Annotated in this window: 24 protein-coding genes; 5 read left to right on the forward strand and 19 right to left on the reverse strand. The window is 63.4% G+C overall.

What is annotated here, in order from left to right; genetic code table 11:
• Nucleotides 1-5 precede the first annotated feature (5 nt).
• From EJ073_RS07060 to EJ073_RS07080, 5 genes are all read right to left on the reverse strand, one after another.
• The gene (locus tag EJ073_RS07060) at nt 6-1,985 is read right to left on the reverse strand and encodes a glycoside hydrolase family 127 protein (protein ID WP_126055093.1); all 1,980 of its coding nucleotides are present in this window, start codon (nt 1,983-1,985) and stop codon (nt 6-8) included.
• A gap of 43 nt (nt 1,986-2,028) precedes the next feature.
• Nucleotides 2,029-2,886, reverse strand: coding sequence for a carbohydrate ABC transporter permease (locus EJ073_RS07065; RefSeq protein ID WP_126055094.1), 858 nt, complete (start codon nt 2,884-2,886; stop codon nt 2,029-2,031).
• Nucleotides 2,886-3,815 (reverse strand): sugar ABC transporter permease, encoded by a 930-nt coding sequence (locus EJ073_RS07070; RefSeq protein ID WP_126055095.1) that lies wholly within the window; start codon nt 3,813-3,815, stop codon nt 2,886-2,888. The genes EJ073_RS07065 and EJ073_RS07070 overlap by 1 nt, the downstream gene beginning before the upstream one ends.
• Before the next feature lie 413 nt (nt 3,816-4,228).
• Entirely contained in the window at nt 4,229-5,470 is a 1,242-nt protein-coding gene (locus EJ073_RS07075) for a sugar ABC transporter substrate-binding protein (RefSeq protein WP_126055096.1), read from the reverse strand.
• Nucleotides 5,471-5,528: 58 nt separating this feature from the next.
• On the reverse strand, nt 5,529-6,569 hold the full coding sequence (locus tag EJ073_RS07080; RefSeq protein WP_126055097.1) for a LacI family DNA-binding transcriptional regulator: 1,041 nt from the start codon (nt 6,567-6,569) through the stop codon (nt 5,529-5,531).
• A 243-nt stretch (nt 6,570-6,812) separates the two neighbouring features.
• Here EJ073_RS07080 and EJ073_RS07085 point away from each other — a divergent pair, with 243 nt between their 5' ends.
• A complete protein-coding gene (locus tag EJ073_RS07085) occupies nt 6,813-8,003 on the forward strand; it encodes a TIR domain-containing protein (protein WP_210211273.1) in 1,191 nt (396 codons plus the stop codon).
• Nucleotides 8,000-8,821 (forward strand): hypothetical protein, encoded by an 822-nt coding sequence (locus EJ073_RS07090; protein ID WP_126055098.1) that lies wholly within the window; start codon nt 8,000-8,002, stop codon nt 8,819-8,821. Before EJ073_RS07085 ends, EJ073_RS07090 begins: the two co-directional genes overlap by 4 nt.
• Before the next feature lie 53 nt (nt 8,822-8,874).
• Here EJ073_RS07090 and EJ073_RS07095 read toward each other — a convergent pair whose 3' ends face one another.
• From EJ073_RS07095 to EJ073_RS07110, 4 genes are all read right to left on the reverse strand, one after another.
• The gene (locus EJ073_RS07095; protein WP_245455694.1) at nt 8,875-9,597 is read right to left on the reverse strand and encodes a hypothetical protein; all 723 of its coding nucleotides are present in this window, start codon (nt 9,595-9,597) and stop codon (nt 8,875-8,877) included.
• Nucleotides 9,488-9,967 carry a TIR domain-containing protein gene (locus EJ073_RS07100; RefSeq protein WP_126055100.1) on the reverse strand — a complete coding sequence of 160 codons (480 nt, stop codon included), beginning with the start codon at nt 9,965-9,967 and terminating at the stop codon, nt 9,488-9,490. The genes EJ073_RS07095 and EJ073_RS07100 overlap by 110 nt, the downstream gene beginning before the upstream one ends.
• Before the next feature lie 87 nt (nt 9,968-10,054).
• On the reverse strand, nt 10,055-10,723 hold the full coding sequence (locus EJ073_RS32875) for a uracil-DNA glycosylase (protein ID WP_126055101.1): 669 nt from the start codon (nt 10,721-10,723) through the stop codon (nt 10,055-10,057).
• On the reverse strand, nt 10,720-11,892 hold the full coding sequence (locus EJ073_RS07110) for a nucleoside triphosphate pyrophosphohydrolase family protein (protein ID WP_126055102.1): 1,173 nt from the start codon (nt 11,890-11,892) through the stop codon (nt 10,720-10,722). The genes EJ073_RS32875 and EJ073_RS07110 overlap by 4 nt, the downstream gene beginning before the upstream one ends.
• A gap of 493 nt (nt 11,893-12,385) precedes the next feature.
• On the opposite strand from EJ073_RS07110, the gene EJ073_RS32005 reads away from it, so the two are divergent.
• Entirely contained in the window at nt 12,386-12,484 is a 99-nt protein-coding gene (locus tag EJ073_RS32005; protein WP_245455696.1) for an Hpt domain-containing protein, read from the forward strand.
• 90 nt (nt 12,485-12,574) lie between these two features.
• On the opposite strand, the gene EJ073_RS07120 is transcribed toward EJ073_RS32005, so the two are convergent.
• Nucleotides 12,575-12,862 (reverse strand): hypothetical protein, encoded by a 288-nt coding sequence (locus tag EJ073_RS07120; protein ID WP_126055103.1) that lies wholly within the window; start codon nt 12,860-12,862, stop codon nt 12,575-12,577.
• 155 nt (nt 12,863-13,017) lie between these two features.
• Nucleotides 13,018-13,911 (reverse strand): NAD(P)/FAD-dependent oxidoreductase, encoded by an 894-nt coding sequence (locus EJ073_RS07125; protein WP_126055104.1) that lies wholly within the window; start codon nt 13,909-13,911, stop codon nt 13,018-13,020.
• Nucleotides 13,912-14,111: 200 nt separating this feature from the next.
• On the opposite strand from EJ073_RS07125, the gene EJ073_RS07135 reads away from it, so the two are divergent.
• Nucleotides 14,112-14,759, forward strand: a complete 648-nt coding sequence (locus tag EJ073_RS07135; protein ID WP_126055105.1) for a TetR/AcrR family transcriptional regulator — start codon at nt 14,112-14,114, stop codon at nt 14,757-14,759.
• A gap of 116 nt (nt 14,760-14,875) precedes the next feature.
• Here the strand turns inward: EJ073_RS07135 and EJ073_RS32880 are convergent, their stop codons facing one another.
• From EJ073_RS32880 to EJ073_RS07150, 4 genes are all read right to left on the reverse strand, one after another.
• A complete protein-coding gene (locus EJ073_RS32880; RefSeq protein ID WP_348627239.1) occupies nt 14,876-16,939 on the reverse strand; it encodes a hypothetical protein in 2,064 nt (687 codons plus the stop codon).
• Nucleotides 16,940-16,989: 50 nt separating this feature from the next.
• Complete coding sequence (locus EJ073_RS32885; protein WP_348627240.1) at nt 16,990-18,249, reverse strand: adenylate/guanylate cyclase domain-containing protein; 1,260 nt, start codon at nt 18,247-18,249, stop codon at nt 16,990-16,992.
• A gap of 73 nt (nt 18,250-18,322) precedes the next feature.
• Nucleotides 18,323-18,970: a class I SAM-dependent methyltransferase gene (locus EJ073_RS07145; protein ID WP_126055106.1), complete on the reverse strand. Its 648-nt coding sequence runs from the start codon at nt 18,968-18,970 to the stop codon at nt 18,323-18,325.
• A gap of 246 nt (nt 18,971-19,216) precedes the next feature.
• A complete protein-coding gene (locus EJ073_RS07150) occupies nt 19,217-21,328 on the reverse strand; it encodes an ABC transporter ATP-binding protein/permease (protein WP_126055107.1) in 2,112 nt (703 codons plus the stop codon).
• A gap of 202 nt (nt 21,329-21,530) precedes the next feature.
• Here EJ073_RS07150 and EJ073_RS07155 point away from each other — a divergent pair, with 202 nt between their 5' ends.
• Nucleotides 21,531-21,782 (forward strand): Hpt domain-containing protein, encoded by a 252-nt coding sequence (locus EJ073_RS07155; RefSeq protein WP_245455482.1) that lies wholly within the window; start codon nt 21,531-21,533, stop codon nt 21,780-21,782.
• Between the two features lie 30 nt (nt 21,783-21,812).
• Here EJ073_RS07155 and EJ073_RS07160 read toward each other — a convergent pair whose 3' ends face one another.
• Genes EJ073_RS07160 through EJ073_RS07175 form a run of 4 tightly spaced genes read right to left on the reverse strand, consistent with a single transcriptional unit; the run spans nt 21,813 to nt 26,420 of the window.
• Nucleotides 21,813-23,240 (reverse strand): glycosyltransferase, encoded by a 1,428-nt coding sequence (locus EJ073_RS07160; protein WP_189375180.1) that lies wholly within the window; start codon nt 23,238-23,240, stop codon nt 21,813-21,815.
• Complete coding sequence (locus tag EJ073_RS07165; RefSeq protein WP_245455483.1) at nt 23,237-24,256, reverse strand: HEAT repeat domain-containing protein; 1,020 nt, start codon at nt 24,254-24,256, stop codon at nt 23,237-23,239. Before EJ073_RS07165 ends, EJ073_RS07160 begins: the two co-directional genes overlap by 4 nt.
• Nucleotides 24,257-24,276: 20 nt before the next feature.
• Nucleotides 24,277-26,034 (reverse strand): YaiO family outer membrane beta-barrel protein, encoded by a 1,758-nt coding sequence (locus EJ073_RS07170; RefSeq protein WP_126055109.1) that lies wholly within the window; start codon nt 26,032-26,034, stop codon nt 24,277-24,279.
• The gene (locus EJ073_RS07175) at nt 26,034-26,420 is read right to left on the reverse strand and encodes a response regulator (RefSeq protein WP_126055110.1); all 387 of its coding nucleotides are present in this window, start codon (nt 26,418-26,420) and stop codon (nt 26,034-26,036) included. Before EJ073_RS07175 ends, EJ073_RS07170 begins: the two co-directional genes overlap by 1 nt.
• Nucleotides 26,421-26,602 lie beyond the last annotated feature (182 nt).

Consider the following 26,602-nt stretch of genomic DNA (forward strand, 5'->3'; position numbering starts at 1 on the left):
GTGGATCAGCCCTCCCGCAGCCAGACCAGCATCTCGCCGGGATCGCGGTTGTCCCAGGCATAGTAGGGAACGGCCTTCACCCTCGCCTTATCCAGAGCCGGCGGCGCGGCGCGGTAGAGGCCGTTGCGCCAATCCTCCGACGCCTCCCTGTTGCCGGTGGCCGAAAGCGTGACGATGCCGCCGAGCAGGTTCGGCTCGTGATGCGCCTCGATCTCCGCCATGCGCGGCAGGCTGATGCGGTGCAACTGGCCGGGATTGTCGGTCGCCTCGACGCAGTAGATCAGCGGGCCGCGCGCCAGCGCGACACGGCCGATGTCATGGCGCACTTCCGGATTGGCGAAGAGGCGGGCGATCGACATGTCGAGGTCGAGCTCGACGCAGTCGCCCTTTTGCCATTCGCGCTGGATCGCCGCGTAGCCGTCGCTCAAGACGGCATCGAGAGCCACCGCCTTGCCGTTGACCTTGAGCGCCGCCTTGCGGCACCAGGCCGGCACGCGCAGGTGCAGGGTGAAGGCGACCGGCGCCGCCGGCTCGACGCGGATCGAGACGGCGCCCTCCCAGGGATAGTTGCTGGTCTGGACCAGGCTCACCGGCTTGCCCGATATCTCGAAGCGGGCCGTCGAATCGCCATAGAGGTGGACGGCCAGCGCGTCGTCGGCGAGGCCGTAGAAATAGCTGCCGATCGACGCCACCATGCGGCCGATATTGGGCGGGCAGCACGGGCAGCGGTGCCATTTCCAGCGATTGTGCCGGCCGCGGCTTTCCAGCGGGTTCTCGTAGAAGAACAGCGAGCCGTCGAGCGACAGGCCGGAGATCGAGCCGTTGTAGAGCGCCCGCTCCATCATGTCGGCATAGCGCGCGTTGGGCCCCATGCCGAGCATGCGGCTCGACCAGAACACCAGGCCGACCGCGGCGCAGGTCTCGGCATAGGCGGTCTCGTTGGGCAGGTCGTAGTCGCTGGTGAAGCCTTCATTGTGCGCCGACGGGCCGAGGCCGCCGGTGACATAGAGGCTCTTGGTGGTCAGATCGTCCCACAGCCGGTCGAGTGCTGCGCGCAGCGTGTCGTCGCCATATTCGGTGGCGACATCGGCCATGCCTGAGAACAGATACATCGCCCTGACCGCGTGGCCAACGACCTTGTCCTGCTCGCGCACCGGTCTGTGCGACTGGTTGTATTCGTAGGTTTTGAAATGATAGGCCTTCGGGTCGGTGCCGCGGGCGCCCGCCTCCTCGTCGAAATAGTGCGGCTGCTGGCCGCGCTGGTCGATGAAGTACTTTGCCAGGTCCATGTATTTCTGCTCGCCGGTCGCCCGCGACAGCTTGACCAGCGCCAGCTCGATCTCCTCATGGCCGCAATAGCCCTTCTTCTTGCCGGGCTCGGGGCCGAATGTGTCGGCGATGTGGTCGACATAGCGGCACATGATGTCGAGCAGCTTGCGCTTGCCGGTGGCCTGGAAATAGGCGACCGCGCCCTCGATCAGATGGCCGGCGCAGTAGAGCTCGTGGCAGTCGCGCAAATTGGTCCAGCGCAGGCCGGGCTGGATGCGCTGGTACCAGCTCGACAGGTAGCCGTCGGACTGCTGCAGCCTGCCGTAGAGGTCGATGACGGCGTCGATCTTTTTCTCCAGCGTGTCGTTGCGGCGCCTGTAGAGCGAATAGGCGGCGGTCTCGATGGTCTTGCCCCAGTCGGAGTCCCAGAACATCTGCGTCGTCACCGTCGAGCCGGTGAAGCCGGGATTGGCGGCCTCGTCCGGTGACGGCGAATGGAACGGGATGACGACGCCCGGCGACGGCCGGTCGGGGTCGATCTGCTCCAGCATGCGGGCCTCGACGCAGCGCTCGTAGAGGATCTCGGCGGTGCGCGCGGCAACCGCGTCGACCCGGTCGCCCCAGAAGCCGCGCACGTCGACCTGCGGCACCGGCAGCGGACGGAAGGCGAGCTTCGGCTTGCCGGTGTGCTGCGCGGCGGATTTCAGTGCGGTCATCGGCTAACTCCATTCAATTTCGAAAGTGTCGGTTCAGCGCGGGTCATTTCACGGCGCCGGCCATCAGGCCGCGGATGTAGAAGCGCTGCAGCGCCAGGAAGAGGATCAGGCACGGCACCATCATCACGGTGACGCCGGCCTGCACGGCACCCCAGTCGATGGCGCCGAAGCGGCCGGACTGCAGCGCCGTCATCATGATCGGCAGGGTGAACTTGGACTGGTCGGTCATCAGCACCAGTGCGGCCAGGAACTCGTTCCAGGCGCCGAGGAAGGCGAACAGCGCGATGGTGACGATGCCGGGCCACACCAGCGGCAGCATGACCTGCAACAGCATGGTGACGTTGTTGGCGCCGTCCATGCGGGCGGCCTCCTCGATCTCGCGCGGCACCGCGTCGAAGGCGTTGCGCATCATGAAGATCGAGAACGGCAGCTGCAGCGTGACATAGACGCAGACCAGCCCGGTCAGCGTGTTGTGCAGGCCGACCTTGGTCAGCACCAGGAAGATCGGCGTCAGGATCGACTGGAACGGGATCATGATCGTCGACAGGATGACGACGAAGAGCACGTCCTTGAAGGGAAAGCGGAAGCGCGAGAAGCCGTAGCCGGCAAGCACGCTGACGATGACGGAAAACACCACCGTCATCACCGAGACGTAGATGCTGTTTTGCGCCGGCAGCCAGAGCCCGTCGCCGAAGGTGTTGAGCGTGCCGTAATTCTCGACCGAGAAGCCGGTGGTCGGCCACGGCGGCAGCGGCGGCAGGCGCGCCTCCTGCGACGGCTTGAAGGCCGACAGCACCGTCCAGACGATCGGCGCCAGGAACAGCAGCGAGGCGGTGATGCCGGTCAAGTGCTCGGCGATGCCGAGCCGGATGCGGCTGTTGCGGCTGCGGGCCTGCGCCATCAGTCGACCCCCTCCGGTTTGCGCAGCAGCCAGAGCTGGACGAGGCTGAGCACGACGAGGATCAGCAGCAGGATCATCGAGAGCGCGGCGCCATAGCCGAGCTTGAACGACACGAAGGACTGGTTGAAGATCCAGTAGACGGCGGTCAGCGTCTGGTTGCGCGGGCCGCCGCGCAGGATGATGTAGAACTGGTCGAAGGCGAGGATGGAGCCGGCGACCGACAGGATCAGCGCCAGCGCCAGCGTGCGGCGCATCAGCGGCAGGGTAATCGCGCGAAAGCGCGCGAACGGCCCTGCCCCGTCGATCATCGCCGCCTCCTGCAGCTCCGACGGGATCGACTGCAGGCCGGTCATCAGGATGATCATGGTGAAGCCCGCCACCTTCCACACGACCATGGCGATGATCGACCAGAAGGCCGGCTGGAAGGTGGCGAGCAGATTGAACTTCTTCTCGGTCAGGCCGAGCGCGTAGGCGGCCGGGCTGAACAGGCCGGAATCGACGTTCAAGAGCCACGACCACAGCAGGCTGGCCGAGGCGAAGCCGATGACGGCCGGCATGAAGAAGGCGGTGCGGTAGACATTGGTCATCGCCCGCGGCCGCTCGATGAAGATCGCCAGCGGAAAGGCGACGGCGAAGATCGCGATCGTCACCACCAGCGTGTACCAGCCGGTAAAGCGCAGCGCGTTCCAGAAGCGCGTGTCGCGCAGGATCGCCCAGTAATTGCCGAGGCCGATGTAAGAGTGCTCGCCCATCAGCGGCCAGTTGTTGAGCGACATCCACGCCGTCATGGCGAGCGGCACGATGAAGAACACCGTGACCAGCGCCACCGCCGGCGCCACATAGAGCAGCCCGATCCACTGCCGACGCCCGGCGCCGACCAGCTTTCGGCGACGCGCGGGGGCGGAGGTTTCTGCGGTGATGGCGGTCATGGGTAAGCGCTCACTTCCCCTTCTCCCCTGTGGGAGAAGGGGGATCGGCGCGCAGCGCCGAGACGGATGAGGGGTGTTGGAAGAAACGAGGCGGCGGCGATTTCGAACTTGTCGCCATGCTGGAACACCCCTCAACCGTCGCCTTCGGCGACACCTTCTCCCACAAGGGGAGAAGGGGGAGCCTACCTGCTGACGCCCCGCTGCATTCCGGTTAGATGAGTGCTTTCTCAACGCGATAGTCCTGCTGTTGGCGCTGCGTCCCCTCCCCCTCGAGGGGAGGGTCCGGCCGAAGGCCGGGGGTGGGGTCCGCCGCGACGCGCGCCGACGGGGAGATAACGTCGAGCACTGCCGGGGCGACCCCACCCGGACCCTGCGGGTCCGACCTCCCCTCAAGGGGGAGGTTGAGGGCGGCGCTACTTCTGCGGCGCCTGGTCGATGATCGACTGCATGGTCTCCTGTGCATTCGATATCGCGCCGTCGACATCGTCGCCGAAGAAGACCTCGTTGACCATCTGCGTCCACGGACCGTTGGCGGAGTTGATCAGGTCGTTGAACACCACCGTGTAGGGCGTGCGGCCCTTGGCCATCGCCTCGGCGGCGATCTGGTAGCGCGGATCGAGGTCCTTCAGCGCCTCCTTGGCGATGTCGCCACGCACCGGCAGGCTGCCGTATTTGGCGAGCAGCGTCTGGCCTTCGAGCGAATAGGCGAAGTCCAGAAACTCCTTCACCACGGCGAGCTTCTTGGTGCCCTTGGTGACGACGAAATTGTCGCCGCCGGCGAAGGACGACCAACCGCCATCCTTGCCAGGCAGGAAGGTGACGCCATAGTCGACATTCGGATACTGCGTGTTGAGCGCGCCGATGGCGAAGGCGCCGGACGGCGAGATGCCGATATTGCCGGCGGCGAAGGCGGCGAAGAAGTTGGCGCCGGTGTCGGTCTGCGCGCCTGATGGCACCAGGTCCTTCTTGACCATCGAGCGGTAGAGGTCGATGGCGCCGCGCAGCTGCGGGCTGTCCAGCGTCGCCTTGGTGCCGTCCTCGGAGAGGATGTCGCCGCCCGAAGCCCAGATCAGCGGCGTGAAGGTGAAGATGTTGCAGCCGCCGCAATTGCCGGAGAAATAGAAGCCCTTGATATCGCCGCCGAGCGCGTTGACCTTCTCGGCGTCGGCCTCGATCTCGGCCCAGTTGGTCGGGCCTTTTTCCGGATCGAGCCCGGCCTGCTTGAACAGCTTCTTGTTCCAGATCAGCACCGAACTGTCGGCCGAGAACGGCAGGCCATAGATGCGGCCCTTGTAGGTGCCGGTCTTGACATGCGCCGGCGACAGGCTGGCGAAATAGGGCAGCGACTTCGCCCAGTCGGTGATGTCCTCGAGCTGGCCGGCGGCCGAGAAGGACGGCGTGTAGATCAGATCGAGCGACAGCGCGTCGGGCGCGGTGCCGCCGGCGGCGGCAGCGCCATATTTCGGGATGATCTCGGCATTGGGGATGATGTCGAGCTTGATCTGGTTCTCGTGGCCCTTGTTGAAGGCGTCGACGATGCGCGGCATGAAGTTCGAGCCGTCGGCGCGCACCCAGATGTTGGCGGTGTCGGCCGCGAAAGCAGGCAGAGCAAAGATGCTCGCGGCGAGCGCGAGCCCGGCAATCATGGTCTTCATGGTTCTCCTCCTCATTGGTTCTCCTCCCAGTTCGGCCGCGCTTGGTAGCGCAGGCCCGTTAGCCGCCCACTGTGCGGCCGCATGACTGACGCACCACCAGCCGGCACGGCAGTTTTCGAATGCCCGGCGCGGCCGCCTGGCCGCCGACGAGCGAAAGCAAAGCGAGCCCGGCCTCGCGGCCGAGCGTCGCCAGGTTCATGTCGACCGAGGTCAGCGGCGGGCGCGTCGCCTCGGCCACGATCTCCCAATTGTCGAAACCGACGACGCCGACCTCCTCGGGCACGCGGATGCCGCGCTCGCGCAGCGCATCGATGACGCCGCGCGCGATCTGGTCGTTGCCGCAGAAGACGGCGTCCGGCGTCTCCGCCCTGCCCTTGCCGTCGAACAGCTTCGCCACCGCCTCATGCCCCCAGCCTTCCGACCAGGCGCCGAGCAACGGCTCGGCGGCCGGCAGGCCGTGCTCGACAAGGACCTGGCGATAGGCGCGGGCGCGCTCATGCACGACAGCAAAACTCGCCGGCCCGCTGACATGGGCGATGCGCCGGCGTCCGAGCCCGCAAAAATGCTCGACCGCCAGCCGCGCGCCGCCGGCATCGTCGGAGACGAAGGCGACCGAGCCGGGATCGGGCTGTGTGAAGGCATAGATCACCGGGATGCGCAAATTGGAGAGGTCGATCGGCAGATGGCGGTCGATGCGTTTTCCCGTGGCGATGATGCCGTCGACGCGCTTGTCGAGCATGGCCTCGACATGCAGCTGGCCAAGCCGCGGATCGTCCTCGACATTGCACAGGAACACCGAGACACCGGCATCGACCAGCGCATCGGAAACGCCGGCCATCAGCGGCAGCGAGAAGCGGCCGTAGGTATCGTTGGTGAGCAGCCCGACGGTGAAGGAGCGTTTTCGCAACAGGCTCTGCGCCAGGCTGTTCGGCCGGAACCCCAGCCGCTGCGCCGTCTCGCGGATACGCTCGCGCGTCTCCGCCGTCATCCGCCCCTGCCCGTTCAGCGCCTTTGAGGCCGTCGCCACGCTGACGCCGGCGGCCGACGCCACCTCACGCAGGGTGACCGGGGCTGGCGCTGGCAAGGCGTTGGAGGACATGTGGCGAGGCGCATCCCTTGGTTGAGAAAAGGTTTTCTCTTATCGCCCTGCGCGGTGATGACGGGTGAGGGTCAACGAGCGAAGGGGATTTGGGAAAAGGTTTTCTCAGAGGGAGATTAGGGGAAGGTGGGGAGGTTGGCAAGGGGGGAGAGCGTTGCTCTTTCGACTTGCTATATGACCTCGCCCTTGTTGCCAAAGTCCGTGGCGAGCCATAGTAACAAGGCAACGCTTCCGAACAATCCAATGGTAGTCGATATGCACGATACCGCACGACCGTTCCTGGTCATCTACGTGGCATGGCATCCTGACTTTGAGGACGGAGAGCGGCTTGCCCGTGTCTTGTATGATCACTACCGCCGAAAACTCTATGAGAATGTAGCCGGCGGATCTGGATTGCCCGTGGTATATCGGTTCCTTCCTGCTCCGGACGCCGCAACTCCAATCGACATTGACCTGATCGATGCTGAAACTTCAGCCGTTGTCTTGCTAATTGACGACCACTGGGTACATGACCCGGATTGGGTAGCTTGGGCCCAAAAACTAGCCCAACAGGCGGACGCCAAGGGTTTGGCCGCCCGCGTCTTCCCGGTTGCGATAGACGGTTCCGCAACGCGGATCGGCCTATTCGAACAGGCCTCGCGATGGGACAAATGGGACGGTCTTTCGTTCGAAGAGCGTCAGCGGCGCCTCATTATTGACCTAACCCACCAACTCTGCCGCATGTTAAGATCTTATCTAGAGCATCTAAGGCGACCGAAAGAAACTGGGGACATCCTTGCCAGATATCTGAGGAAAGTGGAGATATTTATCAGTCACTCGAAACACGACGAAGATGGGGAACGAATCGCCAAACTAATTCGGAGATATGTCTATGAGGGCGACGGCCTGTCGAGCTTCTTTGATGTCCATGACATACCAATCGGCCTACAATTCAACAAGGTTCTATTACAAAAGGTAAAATTGAGCGCAGTTGTCGCCATCAACACCGACAGTTATTCGTCAAGAGAGTGGTGTCGCCGTGAAATTATAGAAGCAAAGCGATGGAACGTCCCACTGGTAATTGCCAATTGTATGAGTGACATGGATGAACGAGGGTTTCCCTACCTTGGAAACGTTCCAGTCGTACGCATGGATCCTATCACTTCGGACCGCATCGACGTGATCGTCAGCAAATTGCTGGACGAAGTTCTTAAGGACTTCCTTTGGCGGTGCTGGGTCCAGTCGGCCGCCTCGGATCGGGATGATGTCGTCTTTGTTCCACGCCCTCCCGAACTCATCACTTTGGTCGGTTTGGAAGGCAAGGCTCAAGCAGACGTGACATTAGTCTATCCGGAGCCACCTATCGGCGCAGAGGAGCAGCGCCTCTTTGAGATTATTGCACCGAAGGTGCAGTTACGCAGCATGACTGAGTGGCTGGCCGGGAGATCCATATGAACTACAGAGAACCTTTGAGTCAGCGCGCCGTCGCGATTTCAATCTCGACAAGTCCTGATATGGCGTTGCTTGGACTGGGTCCGGAACATCTCGATGACGCGATGACGGAAGTCGCGAGGCATTTGCTGGCGATGGGTGCACGTCTTCTCTACGGAGGCGACCTTCGTGAGCATGGTTTTTCACGCCTGTTGTTCGAATTGGTTGCACGACATCGGCGGGACGCAGACTTGGGAGACGAGCGTGTTGGCGTGAGCAACTATTTGGCTTGGCCCGTTCATGCCCATCTATCCGCTGACAGGCTCATCGAGTTGTCTAACGCACTTAAAGGAAGCGCTGAAGTTTTGTGTATGGGGCCGGATGGTACAGTTGTGTTACCGGAGGCGCGCGGACCCGCAACTACGGCGCCTGCAACGGATAAAGAATGGGCTGATGGATTGACAGCAATGCGCATGGCCGTGCGCAGCGCGAGCGACGCTCGCATTGTATTGGGTGGAACCGTCGAGGGTTTCAAGGGAAGGATGCCGGGGGTGGCCGAAGAAGCACTACTCTCACTTGAGAACGAGCAGCCTCTGTTTCTTCTAGGCGGCTTCGGTGGCTGCACCTTCGATATTGCCGTCGAGCTAGGCCTAACTCCTAACACAGGCCCTAACCGTAGCTGGCTCGGTAGGGGCCGTTTTTCCGGATTTTCGGTCGATAGCCTTCGGAACGGCCTAACAGCGAATGAAAACAAAGCGCTAGTCGCAACCGCACACATCGATCAAGCGGTGGCGCTTGTGCTACGTGGCTTCCTCCGTCAAGAGAAGATTGCCGGAAATTAACTTCAATATGAAAGGGCGATATTCCAAGGTCGCAGCTTTGTGCGGCGGGGCCTTCAAGCGGTCCTGACCCAATCCAGAGGTCGAGCCATGTACCCGTGGGCATCTAGAGACCTTATCCAATCGATGAATTGGTCTCGATGTTCCTCGGAGAAATGATTCCGATGGCCGCGACGAGCGCAAATATCAGCTCCATTGAAATCGCGATACAACTGCGGAATTTCTGGCCCTCCTCCGCCCCAATAGGCATAGTCGTGCCCAATGAGGACCTTCTCCGATTTAGTGTCATGGTCTACATTAATTGGGTTTAGCGCACCATTTCGCTCGCTGTGGAGCGAGCTGGCCTGCAGCCATTCACCGCTATTAGGATTGCGATGATAGATATTATCGCCAAAAGCTTGCATCTTGCTGCCACGAAGAAAGGGACGCTTCGTCATGAAGCGCGGGTCGTTCCAGTAGTGATCATACGTTGTGATTTCGTCGACGACCATGAAATAGACTAGAAAGCCTCGCCGTCTACGTTTGGCGCAACCTGTCCCGACAACGTAATCGCCAATCTCCGCGTGCTCGCGAATGCTGGGTTTGCAAGTTGCAAGAGTACATACTCCGTGGAATGGGTTCGGAGCGAACCCATAGTCGTGATCCAGGACGTAAGAATGTAGCCGCACTCTAGCTCGCGCACCTGTATCGAGCGATTGGTCGCTCCGCCCGAGGCTCGCCTTTGGGGTCGCGCCATTCTTCGATCTTCCCGAAGATAGCGTCGATAATCTGCTCGGCACGCCAAGGGACGACTGCATTTGCATACTCATCGAGCGCCTCTGGCGGCTCGCATCCGTGCTCCCCGTGGTCCCACACTCCTACGATACGTTTGCCAAGTTTATGGGCATACTCGATTTCCCAATTAACCCAATCGCTATGTTTCGTATCTGGCGTAATAAGGACGACGACCGTACCCGCCCATTCTATGCGAGGGCTAAGTATGTCGCGTTTGATGTAGTCGGGGTCTTTCGCGTTGTTGGGTCTATCGCTGTTGATTGAACTGTCACGAGCGGAGCAGCCATTTTTGGCGAGAAGATCTTTCAGCGCCTGTAGCCGTGCGTCATCCTCGTGGACATGGCTAATAAAGACGTTGCAAACTTTGTCGCTCACGGTACTGCTCCGGCGGTCTAGTTCCCATGAAGTACTTATAGAGTATCCCCGACCGTCAAGGCTAGAGCCATCCAACGTTATACCCAGTTACAAAAGCCTCAAGGTTTGCCCCTCGACACGAGGCGATACGCAATAATGCGAATACACACCCGCCCTGAACTCATTGTGACCACCGTAGCTAGGATGCCGCACCTGCTCGGCCGCGACATCCAAATCAGCCAAAGCGGCCTGTGCGTCACGACCGATCGCAACCACTGATCGTGGTCGCAATCTCTCTATTAGCCACTGCAGCAGATGGCTGCAGGCATATCGTTCGTCGCGAGTATGGCAGCGATTCGAAAGTGGAGAATCTTCCTCGAAAGGATGGAGAGGAAAGACGTTCCAAAGGAATATCGGCCGACGAAGTTCACGGAGGACTTCCCAGATGACCGTTGCCGTTCGCTCCGCCACCGCAGGCCCACGAGTAGCACGCTTCAGTGGTGCCGTGCCAAGGAGCGCAGCGTGTGCCCCAAGATGGACCTCGTCGGTCAATGCGAGCCCCGTCCGCCGACCACCACGATAGCCGAGGTCACGTGCGATCCATATTGACTCCACTCCGCGGTCAAGGGCTGCATCCAGAACCATCTTAAGGTTGTGCCGGCGGACCGCAGGCGCCTCAACAAGGTCGTACGCTTGGCAGGTCTCAGCGTACGGATTAAATGCATTGTTGAAACGCAAACCCCGGAGGGCCTCTATAAAACCCGAGGTGTCAATCATGGTAGTGTCTCTGCCGACAGGCTGCGGTTGGGGCGATCAAGAATAAGTCGGCCGCGCCTATGCGTTCTAAGGAACCGAAAAGCTTCATTGCCCTTGAGAATCGCCTCCTCCCATAGCCACAGCGGACAGTCCTCCGACTCGTATCCTCGTACAAATTGCCGCACAGATTTTAGAAATGTAAACCCCAAATCTCCTGCACTTTGGCCCTCAAAGAAGTCCAGCTGTTTCGCCTCCCCAAAGACATATGTCGCGACCCCTTCTTCAATCAGGATGGCTCTGGCGCCATCCTGGCCTTCATCAACCTTTGTTTCGCTTTTTCGCTTCAGACGAAAAAGGGCGCGTGTAACGGGAGACCATCCCAGTATCGCCGCATAGGCATAGTGGAAGGCATCGTGAAACCGATAATCATCTGGCTTCATAATATTGTCCGTTAGGCTGTCTCCTATGAAAATCCCGTTGCACTTCTGCACTACATAAGTCTTTCCGTTCTTGGCGACTCTTTCAAAGATTTCTATCTCTAGATTCTTTGGAAGTTGCTCCTCTTCGGGATATTCTTTGTCAAAGTCAGTTCCAAAATTTCGGTCCTCAGGCCATCTGTCAGCAGCCTTCTTCAAATTGTGATCGGCGGCTTGATCCAGAGTGATGCCTGCTTCGTTGGCAGCCGAGAGCAGGAACCGGAAGATTGCCGCAAGATGGTCAAGAAGGCCCGCTCGATCTAATGGCAAACCACCTTCTGCGCTTAGCGCAGCTAGGCGCCCGACAGCCCCAGCAAGCTGCAAAAGGGTACGCTCAAACGCGGCGGTGGGAGCGTTCAACGGCAAGGTAGGCTGAGGCTGCAAACTAAGGAGTTCGACATCGTTTCCATCGAACATGCGCTCCTTCGCATCGCCTTGGGCTGTCGTCGCTACTGCCGAGAGTGGCAATTCAGCATGATCGGCGATCACAGCGAGATACCAGAGGGCATCTCCCATTTCCTCGATTACGCTGGCCTCGTAGCCAAGGTAAGATCGGGAGTCGCGCTGCTTCTTCTTAACTTCACTTAGAAGGCTCCCAATCTCGCCGACCAAGCCGAGCACTGGGAGATCGAATCCATTACCCAATTGGTTGGTTCGATCCGTGCGTATTGCGCGCAATTGATAATTGTCGAGGGTAATTGACCGCTGATTCATCCGCTTTTCCGCCACCTGATTCACTGAGGATCATTATCATCTTGTTTGAGTTAACGGTCGAGCGGGAAGACAGCGCAAACGATAGCATTTTCGCATTGCTTCAAACCACTGAACTTGGAGAACGCCCCTGACCAGTCATCACTGCCGTGACTTCCGACGTCATAGAAACCTTTAAGGCAGGTGAACTTCGATCTTGATACGGTCGAGAATTGGCACCCAACATCAGTTTGGTGAAGCTTGTGATGCGCCTTCGCGCAGGTGTTCTGGCATGCGAGCACGGCTTCTGACGAGTGAGGTGACCGATGAGCAACACAGGTCGCCATTCCACCCCACACCGCTTTCTGCTTGAATACCCCCAACCAGCCCCGGAGCACCCCCATCCCCACCGACCCCTTCGCCCCCCTCCGCCAGCGCTTCCTCTCCAGCTGCGCCGATCGGCTCGCGGGAGCTGAAGGCCGCCCGTGAGGCTCCCCTGCCCGGCAACGATCCGCTGATCCGGCTCGCGCACTCGCTCGCCGGTGCCGCTGGAACCTTCGGCTTTCCGGCGATCAGCGGGCGGGCGTCGGCGCTGGAGACGTTGCTGGTCGAGTAAGGGGATGGCGGGGCCGGTGGCGCGGCGCTCGGTGCGTTGATCGCGGCGATCGAGCGCACGCTGGCATGACGCCAGCGCCAGCGCCTGGCTCTACGTTCCCTTCACGATTCTCGGCTTGGTCGGCCGGCGGGGTTGAGCCGCGCTCTCGATGGCCAAGGCCAGCCGCTTCTCGTCTTCGATGGCGCGATCGACTGCCTCGATTTCCTCCTGAAGCGCCTTCAGCTGGGCGCCGTAGCTGGAGCCATCGCTGTCTCCGATCTGGAAGCCACTTGCCCGCATTGCGTCGCGCGTATGGTGCACGTTACGGACGCCTTCGCGCCGAGTCGCGACGAGGATCTCCCTGAACTCTCCAAGACGTTCAACGTGACTGCGAGTCATTGCGTTCTCCTATTTCGTCGTCGCCGACGGCGATGCAAAACGGCCAAACTTACGGCGCAGAAGGTCTAGGAGACTAAAGGAGATACTCTCGACAAAGCATGAGTGCGGAAGCTCAAATTTGAACGTTTGCAACAAGGTGATTCCAGGCGCGCCTCTCAAACCAGCATCGACTGCTGGGCGAAGATGCCCGCCATCGCGCCTTGCCACGATGCCGTGGTGACCGAGGGGATCATGGGGTTAGTGAGGTCGCCCGCGGCGTAGATGCCGGGCATGCTGGTTTCGCGGCGCTCATCAACCTTGAGGACGATGCCAAGGGGCGTAGCGGCCGTGGCGAGGCCCAGTGATTCATGCAGGCCGGCGGACGGCTTGTTGCGCGGATGCGCGAACAGAATGTCGACAGCGACATCACGGCCGGAAGCGAGCTTGAGGGTGGGATTACGGCTGCCATGACGGGTGATTTCAGTGATCCGGCCATCGACGATAGGTGTGTTGCGACGCTCCAGATCGGCCCGGATATCGGTCGGGATGTCGTGACCATCGGCGAAGACCGTCAACCTGTCAGTCCAATCGTGGAACAGCCTGACCTGATTGTGCGACTGCGGGCCGGACCAGACGAGGCCCCAATGCTGGCCGGCGACTTCAAAGCCGTCGCAATAGGGACAGGGCACGATGGACGTGCCCCAGCTTTCGGCAAACCCCGGCACATCGGGCATCTGGTCCGTGATGCCATAGCTCAGGATCAGCCGACGCGCCCCAAGGCTTTCGCCATCGCCCATGAGGACGGAGAAATCGTCGATGCCGCCGGAGACTTTGTCGGCCCGAGCGTTGACCAGACTGATCGCAGGATAACGCGCCAACTGCCGGCGCGCCTCGGCCAGGATGTCCAGCGGCGGCTTGTGATCGTGACCAAGCATACCATGCGAGTGGCCGGCGAAGCGGTTGCGCGGCAGGCCGGTGTCGAGAACGGTGACCTTGCGGCGGGCACGGCCGAGTTGCAGGGCGGCGGCAAGGCCAGCAAAGCTGCCGCCGATAATGATGACGTCATCCATGGTGATGGGCTCCGTGTTGCGGATGAAGCGGGTTGGGCTGAGCCTGGCGCGCAGAATCGTCCAGCGATGCGCATTCGATATCGGTGGGCGGCCAAGGCAATCCTGATTTGGAGGACACGATAAAATCCACTCTTGGAATTTCTGAAACTGCGTAGTATCGTAATTCATGAATAACGATACTGTCAAGGACTGTAATTGCGATGACCGAAAATAGTCGAGGCCGGCGTGGCCGGCCCGCCAATGAGGCGCTTGGCCAAACCATTGTCGACACCGCAGGCGAACTCTTTGCAGAATTGGGTTTTCAAGCGACGACATTGGACAAGGTCGCCCAGCGAGCGAAGATATCGAAGCTCAGCATTTACAAGCACTTCGAGAACAAAGAGGCGCTGTTTGGCGCGGCCTTTGCGGCCCGCTGTCAGCAGTTAGTCCCACAGGCGCTTTTTGAAGGCGTCGATGGCTCGGCCGAGGATCAGCTTATGGCGGTGGGATCATCGCTGCTTCGCACGCTGCTGCGCCCAGACGTCCGCAACGTCGAAGCCATGGTCATGGCCGACACGCCGAACCAAAAGTCGTTGAGCAAAGTCCATTACGAAGCCGGCCCCGCCCATATCGTCGCCCAAATCGAGACCCTGTTACGTCAGTTGCACGCGAAGGCGGTGCTGAACGTACCCGATCCTCTCCGGTCCGCCCGCTTGTTTGCCGCACTTTTCAAAGGCTCCGATCTTCTGATTATTGCACGCTTTGATGAGGCGAGAGCAGAGGACGATGACGAAATCGAATCCTATTGCCGGTCGGCTGTCGCCATGTTCATCGCGGCTCACGGTCGCAACGAACACGCGGGCGGATAGCCGGGACGAGGCCGCGATGGACTACTCGCTTGATATTTTGAACGCGTGCACTGACTCAGCGCGAGATCGGTGTCCGGAATGCGCCAGGACCGGACATTGCATGGCTGGCATGTGGATCATGCCCCCAGCTTGTCGAGCAAGGCCTTGGCCTCTTTCAGATCGAGCGTGTCGAAGCCCTCGGTGAACCAGCCGTAGGTCGGCGCCAGCAGGTCGTGCGCCTCGGCGCGCTTGCCCTGTTCGGCCAAAAGGCGCGCAAGCGATGTGGCGGCGCGGAGCTCCCAGGATTTGGCACCTTGCTCGCGAGACCGCTCGATCGCCTGGCGGAACGAGATTTCAGCCTCGCGGCAATCGCCTGGTTCCGCGGCAGCGCATAGGGCACCGCGGAGCCGCAGCAATTCGGCATGGCACCACTGCTCGCGGGTCCGGTTCACCTGGTCGAGGGCCCGATCGATCAGACGCACGCCGTCGGACGCGCGATTGACACTGCCTAGCACCTCGCCGAGCAGTCCCATCGCGTATGCCTGCGTCACGTGCGTTCCGACGGCCTGCATCCGGGCCAGGCTATCCTCAATCTGGGCGATCGCCCGCTCCTTATGGCCCTGCTTCGCCGAGAGCCAGCCCTTCTGCTGGGCGGCCATGGCGGTCCAAAAGGGATACGCCTGCTCGGTCGCGAAGGTGAGCGCACGGTCGATCCGCTCCTCGGCTTCGGCCACCTCGCGTCGGAACAGTCGTAACCATGCTGCCCATGTCAGCACATAAGCGCGGCTGAAGGGGTGCGCCAATCGCTCGGCCAAGACAAGGGCGTCTTCCATCCGGGCCAGCGCCTGGTCGGGGTAGCCGAGGTGCCAAAGCACCGCCGACCCACGACACAGGCAAATCGGTCCGGGATCCTGGCCGTAGAGGGCGAGATGCGCTCGATGTCGCTGTGGGCGATACGATTCAGAGGCCAGCTCCAGATGTTTGCGTGCCTCCCTGAAGTCGCCGCGCCAGGAAAAGCCGACCCCCCGAGCATAGTGGGCTTCGACCACCCACACGGGATCGTTGCTCTGCCGGGCAAGGTCGAGAAGCCGTCCGCTCAGCTCGTGCGCCGACGTGAGTTCGGCGCGCGTGGCCGAGTAGATGGCCAGGCCGAGCAGAACCGGGAAGAGGTCCGCATCTTCCGGCATCAGCTCGCAAAGGCGGCGCGCGCGAGAATATACCTGCTCGACCTCGGGATTTGCGTAGCCACTCCTGGCGGCGAGCACGCGGCCCAGCACCGTTAGCGCTGCGAGCTCGCGCCGCTGGCGCTCCGGGCCCGCAGGGAGCGTTTCGATCAGGTTCAGCGCTTTCTGCAGATGGCTCTGGGCCTCATCGTTGGCCGAACGGTCGTTGGCGCTCTCTCCCGCGCGCTGCCAATAGCCGATGGCCTGAAGCGAGAGGCCTGCAGCCGTATAGTGCTGAGCCACGATCTCGGGCTCGTGTTCGACGACCTCGCCGAAATGCTGCTCGAGCGCGTGGGCGATCCGGGTGTGCAGTTGCTGGCGCCGACTGCGCAGCAAGGTGGCATAGGCGGCATCTCCCACCAATGCGTGCTTGAAGATGCACGTCGCGTGCGGCGGCCGACCGCGCGCGATCACGAGCTCGGCGCCGATCAGCTGGTCGAGGGCGCCCTGCAGTTCCCGTTCCCCGCGCTGCGCGACAGCCGCCAGCAGCTCATAAGAGAATTCGCGGCCGATGGCGGCGCCAATCTGCGCAACCTCCCGCGCCGGCGCCACCAGCCGATCGAGCCGCGCCACCAGAGAATCCTGCAGGGTTGCAGGGATCGCCAACGGTGGCAGCGGGCCCGCGAGCGCGTAACGGTCGCCTTCATCGGTCAACACGTCGGATTCGATGACCGCCTTGGTCACCTCCTCGAGGAACAGGGGCACGCCGTCTGTCTTGGCCACCATCTGCTCGAGCAACCCGCCCGGCAGCGCCTTGCCACCGGTCAACCGCTGCACCAGGGCGGCACCCTGCCGGTGGCTCAGGCGGTTCAGCGCGAGCGAGGTGACCCGCGGGTGGCCGATCCACCGCGGCTCGAACTCAGGGCGGAAACTGAAGATCGCCAAGACTGCAAGGCGGGGGATCTGCGGGACCAATCGGTCGAGGAGCTCCAGCGACGTTGGATCAATCCAGTGGATATCCTCGAAAACCAACAGCACGGGCTGGCGGGCCGCCAGGCCAACAAGCTGCCGGATCAGCGCCTCGAGGGTCAGCTCCTTCTGGCGCTGGGGCTGAGGTTCAGGGGTGCGTAGCGGCTGCCCACCGGAAGCGAAAGAAACGCCGACAACAAAGGGGCGTCGTCCCGGACCTTGTCTGTGGACCGCGCCAGGAGCCGCTCCAGCTTATCGAGTTTCACGCTCGGCGGATCGTCTGGGTGGAAGCCAGCCGCGCGGGTGAGTTGGACGATCGACGGGCGAAGGGCGCTGTTTGCGTGGAACGGCGAGCACTGGCAGCGGATGCGGATGTGCGGCCGGTCGCGCAGGCGCTCGCGCAGCGCCTGAATCAGGTGCGACTTGCCGATGCCGGGCTCACCGGCGAGCAGGACCACTTGCCCCTCCCCGGACGCGGCCTTGCTCCAGAGCTCCGCGAGCAGAGCAAGCTCGTGCTCGCGCCCGACCGTGGGGGCGAGGCCGCTCGTCGCGCGCGCTTCGAACCGGGTCTCGGCGGCACTCTCGCGAAGCACTCTCCACGCGCGGATCGGGGCGTCGAACCCTTTCAGCTCGTGCAAGCCGAGGTCGGCGAACTCGAACAGCCCGCCGAGCAGTCGGCGCGTCGCGAGCGGGATCACGATCTCGCCAGGCCCCGCCAATGCCTGCAGCCGCGCCGCCAAGTTCGGCGACTCGCCGACCACCGCTTCCTCCTGCGCTCCTCCTTCGCCGATGAGATCGCCCACCACCACCAGCCCCGTTGCGATGCCGACGCGTACCGCAAGCCCACCTTGTGCCGGGATCGCGAGCCTTGCGATCGAATCAACGATCGCCAGCCCAGCCCGCACGGCTCGCTCCGCGTCGTCCTCATGCGCCTTTGGATAGCCAAAATACACCAGCACGCCGTCGCCCATGTATTTGGCCACAAACCCGCCAAAGCGACGCACCGCCTCGGCAACGCACTTCTGATAGGCCGCAATCACCTCCCGCAAATCCTCAGGGTCCATTCGCGCCGAGAGTGCCGTCGAGCCGACAAGGTCCGAGAACATCACGGTGACCTGCCGGCGCTCAGCGGTGTCCTTCGCGGCATTGTCGATTGCCAGAGGCGCATCGGATAACAGTGGCGTTGGTGCAGCTACCTGAGCGCGCAAGGCTGCGATGGCGTCGAGCAGCTTACGACGATGTCCGACAAATCCGACGCCAAGATCCTTCAAGTCCTCGGCCGTCAACGTCGGCAGGACCGTGTCGTCGATCTTATTCTCGCGGAAGGCGGCCTCATACTGTTCGAGGCCATGCCTCCGCAGCCAATCTCCGACGTCCATGGCGGCGCCCCTGGCTTGCCTACCCACGCATGATCCACCAGGGGAGACAGGCTGTCTAGGACCGGGAACCCACCTACAACTTCCTAAAGAAGCCGGACAGAATATTCGGACCCGCTTCGCCGGGGCGCAGCCTGATGCCGTCCTCGAATGAGTTCAGCGTCACGCATTCGAAGCCGTTGTGCGCGAGCAGCGCCACCAGCGAGTCGCGATCGAAGTGGTGCAGGTGCTCGTTGGGAAGACGCATACGCCACGTTCGGAACCACGCGTCGCCGTCGGCGCCGAGCTCGCGCCAGCGGCAATAGGGAACGGCGACGGCCAGGTGCCGGGTCTTAAGGCGGCCGAGGAAACCCAGATCCGGGATGTGTTCGAGCACGTCGAACATGGCGACGAGATCCCACTGGCTGGCGAGCGCCTCATCCCAATCGACGAAGCGAACGCCCTTGGGCAGCGGAAACTCGGCGATGTCGCAGCCGGCGCAATCGGCGACCCCGGTTATCTTCGCGGCTTCGACGAAGGTGCCGGTGCCGTATCCGATTTCCAGCAGGGACCGAGGAACCTCGCCGGTGATGCCCAGCACCCAGCCAAGCCGCTGGTATCCGAGCTTGATGGTCCGGTCACTGAGGTCCTCGTAATAAGAAATGTACTGCTTGTCGTACTTGATCGGTGTGAAGTCGATCTGGTGGATCACGCCAAACCGGTCCACCTCGTAGTTGTCCAACATGAGCCAGCCGCCTCCGGATGCCGCATTCCTTACACGGCGGAGCTGAACGCGAGGTAACCGGCCGGGCTGGCCCAAATCCCGGCAAAAATGGCGGCGCCAGCCCCCACACCGGCCGCTGCGCGGCCGCCTCTCCCCAAATTTATGGGGGAGAGGAAACCCAAGCCTTTCAGGGCCGCGACCACGGTGGTTGGCGTTTCCTCTCCCTCACAAAGCGGGGGGAGTACCATATGCGATTGCCCTGCCACCTCACTCGACCTCACGCCGCGCTCCACCCCGCGCGCCGCTTCCCCACAGGGCGCGCTGGAACACATTCCGCTTGACCTTGCGCGGCACGAGCTCGATGTCGCTGACCAGCTTGGCGCCGCCCTTGCGGCGCTCGAGCGTGATCTTGCGGCTGTGGAAGGCTTCCAGCTCGGCGCGGTGCGCCACGCTGATGATGGTGACCTTGGGCAGTTCGTGGATGATGGTCTGCATCATCTTGTCCTGGCTCTTCTCGTCCAATGCCGAGGTCGCCTCGTCGAGCACGATGATATCGGGGCTGTGCAAGAGCAGGCGCGCGAAGGCGAGGCGCTGCTTTTCGCCACCCGACAGCGTCTGGTCCCATGGCGCGTCTTCCTCGATCCTGGCGGCCAGATAGGCGAGGCCGACCTTGTCGAGGGCGGCATTGATCTCCTCGACCGTCCAGTTGTCGGCGGCGGCGGGATAGGCGACGGCGCGGCGCAGCGTGCCGGAAGGGATGTAGGGCCGCTGCGGCAGCATGAACAGCCGCCTGTCGGCGTGGAAATTGACGCTGCCGCCGCCCCACGGCCACAGGCCGGCGACGGCCCGCACCAGCGTCGACTTGCCCGAGCCGGATTCGCCGGCCACCAGCACCCGCTCGCCCGGCTCGATCGCGACCTCGGTCTCCTTGACCACCGAGGTGCCGTCGTCGAGCGTCACCGAGAGATTATCGAGGCTGAGCATGGCGCCATCTTCAGTCTCGCCGCGCTGGATGCGTCCCAGCGCATCGCTCAGTTCGGCGCGCTCCAGCCCGTCGAGCGACATCATCAGCGAGGCGACGCGTCGCGCGCAGGCGTTCCAGTCGGCGAGGCGCGGGTAATTGTCGACCAGCCAGCCGAAAGCGCCCTGCACAATGCCGAAGGCGGAAGCGGCCTGCATCACCTCGCCAAGCGACATGTTGCCTTCGAGGAATTTCGGCGCGCACAGCAGGATCGGCACGACGGGCGCAAACAGGCTCGACCCCTGCGACACGAGCGCCGTGCGCATGTGCTGGCCGGTCAGCAGCGCCCATTGCCTCAGAACATGGCCGAAATTCCTGTCGATGCCGCTGCGTTCCTCGTCCTCGCCGCCGAGCAAGGCGATGCTCTCGCCGTTCTCGCGCACGCGCGTCAGCGTGTAGCGCAGCTCGGCCTCCGCCTGGTTCTTGCGCTCGGAGAGCTGGACGAAGTTGCGACCGATGACCACCATCGAGGTCGAGGTGATGGCGGCATAGATGACAGCGGCGATGACCAGGAAGCCGGGAATGGTGATGGTCTCGCCGGCGATCGGCAGGGTGAGCGCCCCACCGATCGTCCACAGCACCACGATGAAGGTCGAGGCGGCGAGAAACGCCACCAGGACGCCTGAGATGAAATCGACGGGCGAATCGGTGGCGATGCGCAGATCCTCGGTCATGCGGGCTTCGGGGTTCTGGTGGTCGCCGCTGACCAGGTTCAGCTGATAGTAGCGGCCGCTGGCCAGCCAGCGCGAGATGACCGCGGTGGTCAGCCAGGAACGCCAGCGGCGCTGGATCGTCATGCGCAGATAGACCTGCGCAACGACAAGGCTTCCGTTGGCGAACACGAGCGGCAGGAAGACGGCGGTGAGGAGATAGACGGTGCGGGCGTCGCGCTGCTCGAGGGCGTCGAAGATCGAACGGTTCCAGACATTGATGCCGTACTGGACGCCGACATTGATGCAGATCAGGATCAACAGCCCGATCGTGAACGGCCAGGCGAGCCTGTCGCCGCGCCGGCTCCAGTAGCCGCGGGCGCTGATCCAGAAACGCCGCAGCAGATATTTCTTGCGCGCCTGCTCGGCTTCTTCGGGGGTCAGCTTCGGATCGGGTTCGACGGCCTCCGGCGGCGGCGCGGCCTCGCCGTTGACCTCGGGAGCCGAGGCCTTCTCTTCGCGCGACTTCTCTTGGCTCGATTCCTCCTGGCGCGATTTCTCTGCCCTCGTTTTCTCTGGACGCGCCTTCTCTCCGCGCGACTTCTCTTCGTCTGGCGTCCCTGGGCGCGACCGCTTCTGGCGTGACTTCGGGGCACCGCGCGGTTTGGCGCCGGCGGCCGGCTTCGGTTTGGAATCAACTTCTGACATCAGCCGACAACGGCTTCAAAATCAGAAGGTTTCATGCCGTCGGCTCGATAGTCCGGCTGCCGGCAGCCCTGACCAGCACTTGCAACGGCCTGACGCCACCCAGCAATCCCGCCCCGGCCATTCCAACACGCCCGACTTTCTGTTTGAATGCCGCCGACATTCGAATGGAGTGCGGCCCATTTCAAACGATCCCTTCGCCCCCTTGCGGGAGCGTTTCCTGGCCCGGTGCGCCGATCAGCTCGCGGAGCTGAAGGCCGCGCGGGAGCAAGGTCCCCTGCCCGACGTGACCAAGCTCGCCCACTCGCTGGCGGGAGCCGGCGGAACATTCGGCTTTGCGGAGATCAGTGCCAAGGCAGCGGCGCTGGAGACGCTGCTGGTCGAACAGGCGGATGGCGGTGCCATTGACGCAGCGCTCGATGCGCTGATCGCGGAGATCGAGCGCACGCTGCAATGACGCGAATGGCCGGGCGCGAACCGGCCGCGCCTATTTCTTGGCGCCGCCGAGGCCGGTCCTGGTCATCTCGCCCCAGCCCTGGTTGCCGCGCAAAAACTGCCACCAGCCCTTCACGCGCCAGAAATTGTTGAGCTGGCGGTAGCCGAAATTCTCGATCACGGCGACCGCCGTCAGCACGGCCAGGTCCCTGGCGCGAGGAAAGCGTTGCAACTCGGCCTCTTCGAGGACGAGCGAGCAGACGCTGACGCAGACGCCATAGGTGAAGACGAGTGAAGTGAAGGCGAGCAGATATTCGCCCGACAGGATGCCGAGCAGCCAGAAGGCCGGGATCAATATATAGCCCAGCACCTCGGCCACCGGCCCCAGCACGTCGACGATCAGTATGTGGCCGAAGCCGAGGAAGCCGACGCGGCCGTAGCGCGGGTTGAACAGCATCGCGCGGTAGCGGAAGAAGCATTCGAGCGCGCCGCGCTGCCAGCGCGTGCGCTGCCTGCCCAGCACGCTCAGCGTCTCCGGCGCCTCGGTCCAGCACACCGGCTCGGGAACGAACTGGATGCGGTATTTGCGCCTGGTATCGCGCATGTGGCGGTGCAGCTTGATGACGAGGTCGAGGTCTTCGCCCATCGAACCCTGGGTGAAGCCGCCGACCGCCACCACTTCGGCGCGGCGGAACATGCCGAAGGCGCCGGAGACCAGCATCAGCGTGTTGATGCGGCTCCAGGCAAGCCTGGCCATCAGGAAAGCGCGCAGGTATTCGACCACCTGCAGCAGCGGCAGCAGGCGCCACGGCAGGCGCACCTCGCGCACCCTGCCCGCCTCGATCCGCGAGCCGTTGGCGATGCGGATCGTGCCGCCGACAGCGATGGTGCGCTCCGGATCGTCGATGAAGGGTTGCGCCGCGCGCATCAGCGCGTCGGGTTCGAGGATGGAATCGCCGTCGATGACGCAGAACAGCGGCGCGCGGCAGACATTGATGCCGGCATTCTGGGCATCGGCCTTGCCGCCATTCTCCTTGTCGACCACGAACAGCCGCTCGGTCATCGGCGAGGAATAGAGGCCGCGGATCGGCTGGTGCGCCAGTTCCTCCTCGTAGGGCCGGTGGAACTTCACCAGCCTGAAGGCCTCGATCAGGCGCTGCAGCGTGTCGTCCTTCGAGCCGTCGTTGATGACGATCACCTCGAAATTCGGATATTCGAGCGCCAGCATGGAATGGACGCTCTCGACCACGTTCAGTGCCTCGTTGTAGGCGGGCACCAAAAGCGCGATCGGCGGCGCGACGTCGCCATAGCGGTGCCAGAGCAGCGCCGAGCGCGCCACCGGCGGGCGCATGGACAGCGCGTAGGCGGCGACGATGAGCTGCAACAGGTAGATCGCCGTTTGCGCCAGCCCGGCCCCGATGATGAACCAGGACAGGATTGAGGCTGTCAGAACGATCTGGTGGCTCCAGTCGGCGATCATGTGGCAGGGCCCTCGGCAAGGATGAGCGAGGCGGTGCGCTGGCTGCGCGAGACGTCGCTGGCGGCCATCGCGCGCAGCATCTTTTCGCCGGGCTGGCCGAAGGAGCGCAGCGCGTTGGCGGCGGCATAGCGCACGGTCCACACCTCGTCGTCCATCAGCCCGGCGAGCGTCGCAGCGAGTTCGCTGAGGCCGAGGCGGCCGGCGGCGTCGGCGGCGTCGGCGCGCACGTCGAGGTCGTCGCTCGCCATCGCGCTCGCCAGGATGGACGGCGCGTCGGCATGGCCGGTCAGGCCGAGCGCGCGGAGCGCGGCGGCGGCGACCTCGGGTGAGGCATCGCCGGCGAGGCTGGCGAAGAAATCGGCGAAGCCGAAGCCGCCGGCGCGGGCCAGCGCTTCGATCGCGGCCGCCCTGACGACTGGCACGCCGTCCGCGCGCGATGCATGCACCGCAAGCTCGTTGAAGCGCGTCCGCGGAAAGCGCCTGAACAGCTCGATGACGCGCCGCGAGCGCTGCCCCGCCACGCCGATATTGTCCAGTACGAAGTCGAGCAGCGGCAGGCTGCCGAGATCGCTGAGCGCGATGGCCGCGGCGATCCTGACTTCGCGCGAGCGGTCCTCGGCCAGCGCCGAAAGCAGGCGTGCCGACGCATCCTCCGAATCCAGCGCCGCGAGCATCTCGGCGGCGTGGATGCGTTCGGCGACGTTGCCTCGTTCAAGCTGCCTGCCGACACGGGCCGGCATGCCGCATTCCTTGAAGGCGGCAAGGACGTCGTCGTGCTCCGCGCCGCGCAGCAGCGACAGGAATTCGAAGCCGGCATTGATCGCCACCCCGGCCGGCACCGCGAGGATGGCCGCCTTCAGGGCCTCGCGGTCGCGGTTTTCGGTGAAGGCGATCAGCGCCGTCAGAAGCTGGCGCCGCTGATCGGCGGCGGCAGTGCTCCGGCGCTCCTGCAGCACCCGGCGCGCGATCAAAAGCAGCATGATCACCAGCGAAAGGGCGCTGAGCAGAATGGACATGTCCCAGACCAGCCACATGATCAGAACCGCGCGGTCAGACCGAGCCCGAATATGGTCCGGTCGAAGGTCGGGCGTTGCTCGTGCGCCAGGCTGGCGCGCAGCGTCAGCGGATCGCTGACATCCCAGGAAAGGCCACCGAAGACGGTGCGCGTCGGCACCAGCGTGCCGTCGGAGATTTCCGGCGCGTCGGCGTAACCGCCGAACAGGTTGAAGCGGGGCGTCACCACAAGATCGGCGCGCAGCACATAACCGTCGGCGCGCGTGCCGATATCGTCCTCGGCGTGCACCCAGCGGGCGGAAAGCCCGAGGCGGCCATCGAGGATGTAGCCCTGCACCCGGGGCGAGATGGTGGTGACGCCGGCATTGGCGAAATCGTCGTAGCGGGCGTCGATGTTGAGCGAGACCGGACCGAATTGCCTGGCCGGCGCCATGACCTGCCAGGACGCGCCGGCACCGATCGAGTAGCGCGCCAGGAAATCGGCGTCCGGGGTCGCTGCCGCCAGCGCATAGGCGGAGAAGGCGGGCGAAAAGGCCTGGTCGATGCGGCCCTCGACCTGGACGTCGGTATGGCCGTAGCGGGTCGCCACCCGGCTGCGGCCCGAAATGGTCGTTGCCGGCGACAGCCGATAGGCAAGACCTGCCGAACTGTCGGTCCAGTCGCCGAGCCCGTCGCTGAGATCGCTCATCTCTGTGCCGATATCGAGCCGCCATTTGCGCGGCGGCGGCACGGCCAGCCTCTGCTCGATGTCGGCGGAGCCGGGCTCGATGGCCAGCGCCTGTCGGTAGGCCAGCCGCGCGGCGGCGTCGTCACCCTCGGCGCGGCGCACATCGCCGATGCCGACCAGCGCCTCGGCATTGCGCGGATCGACCGCAAATGCGCGCTGGAACGACTGTTCGGCCCGCCTGTAATCCGCTTCCAGCAGGGCAATCCTGGCGTCGAGGTTCAGCACCTCGACATTGTCCGGCGCCGAAGCCAGCGCCTCATCGGCCAGCGCGCGGGCGCGCGGCAAATCGCCCTGCCAGATCGCCAGGCGCACCTTGCCGAGGCGAGCGTCGAGCAGGCCGGGATCGATGGCCAACGCCCTGTCGAAAAAATGCCCGGCCTCGTCGAAGCGCTGGCCGGAGCCGACGACAAGGCCAAGGGCGACCAGTATGTCGGTGTTCTTCGGCGCCAGCCTTAGCGCCCGGCGATAGGCCTGCTCGGCCTCTGGCAGCTTGCCCGCCGCCCTGAGCCGCCTGCCCTGCTGCATCAGCCCGGCGACGGGATCCGCCCGCCGCGGGGGCGCCTTCTTCGCGGGCACTGCAGCCGCCGGAGCGGGCTTCATCTTGCTGCCGGCGGCGGCCTGCTTTGCCTTGCGAATGGTCTCGACCAGCGCCGCGGCGTCGGCATTGCCGGGCTCGGCGCGGACCACCGATTCGGCCAGCGGCAGTGCCGCATCCAGATTGCCGGAGCGGAACTCAACCTCGGCCAGGCCGAAGCTGGCATCCTGATAGGCCGGGGCAAGCGAGAGCGCCCTGGAAAAGGCCTCGCGCGCGGCCGGCAGATCGTTGCGGCCGAGCTCGGCAAAGCCGAGCTGCACCAGAACATCGGCATTGCCGGGTTTCAGCGCCAGCGCGCGCTTGAGCAGGTCCGCCGCCTCATCGAAATGCTGGGCTTGCCTTGCCTTGACGCCGGACGCGTAGAGCTCGTCGGCGGTCTGGGCCAATGAGACGCCGGGAGATGCGGCGATTGCCAGGAACATGCATGCGGCAATGGCGGCGCGCCGGCTTCGCTGCATCAGCGCTTGTTCCGCGCGATCAGACGCGCAAGCCGGGCCAGGAGTTCTTCGGGGATGAACGGCTTCACCAGGTAGTCGTCGGCACCCTTTTCGAGCGCCGAGACGATGTCCTTTTCGGCCTTGCGCGCGGTCAGCATGACGACCGGAGTTTCGGACAGAGCCGGATCGCCCTTGATGCGCGCCAGCACCTCGATGCCGTCAGCCTTGGGCATCATCGCATCGAGCACGATGATGTCGGGTGCGTCCCGCTCCGCCTTGGAGAGCGCTTCGGCACCGTCGACCGCTTTGATGACCTCGTATCCCTTCGCCCTCAGCCTGAATTCCATCAGCTCGAGCAGCAACGGATCGTCATCGCAGATCAGAATTCTTGCCTTCGCTCCGTTCACCTGTCCTGCTCCGGTTCCGTCGCCCCCCGGAGTGATCAATCCATGGACCGCCATCCGCCAATGCGGGTCCATGCCATAGTTCCGCGCGGGTGTTCCCCGCGCCCGCCAACGCCGCGTAATCATAGATAAAGCCGATTCGCGACGGCCGCATTTCGATACAATCAGTAGATGAATATGAGGGC

This window comes from Mesorhizobium sp. M4B.F.Ca.ET.058.02.1.1 (genome assembly GCF_003952505.1).
GTDB lineage: Bacteria > Pseudomonadota > Alphaproteobacteria > Rhizobiales > Rhizobiaceae > Mesorhizobium.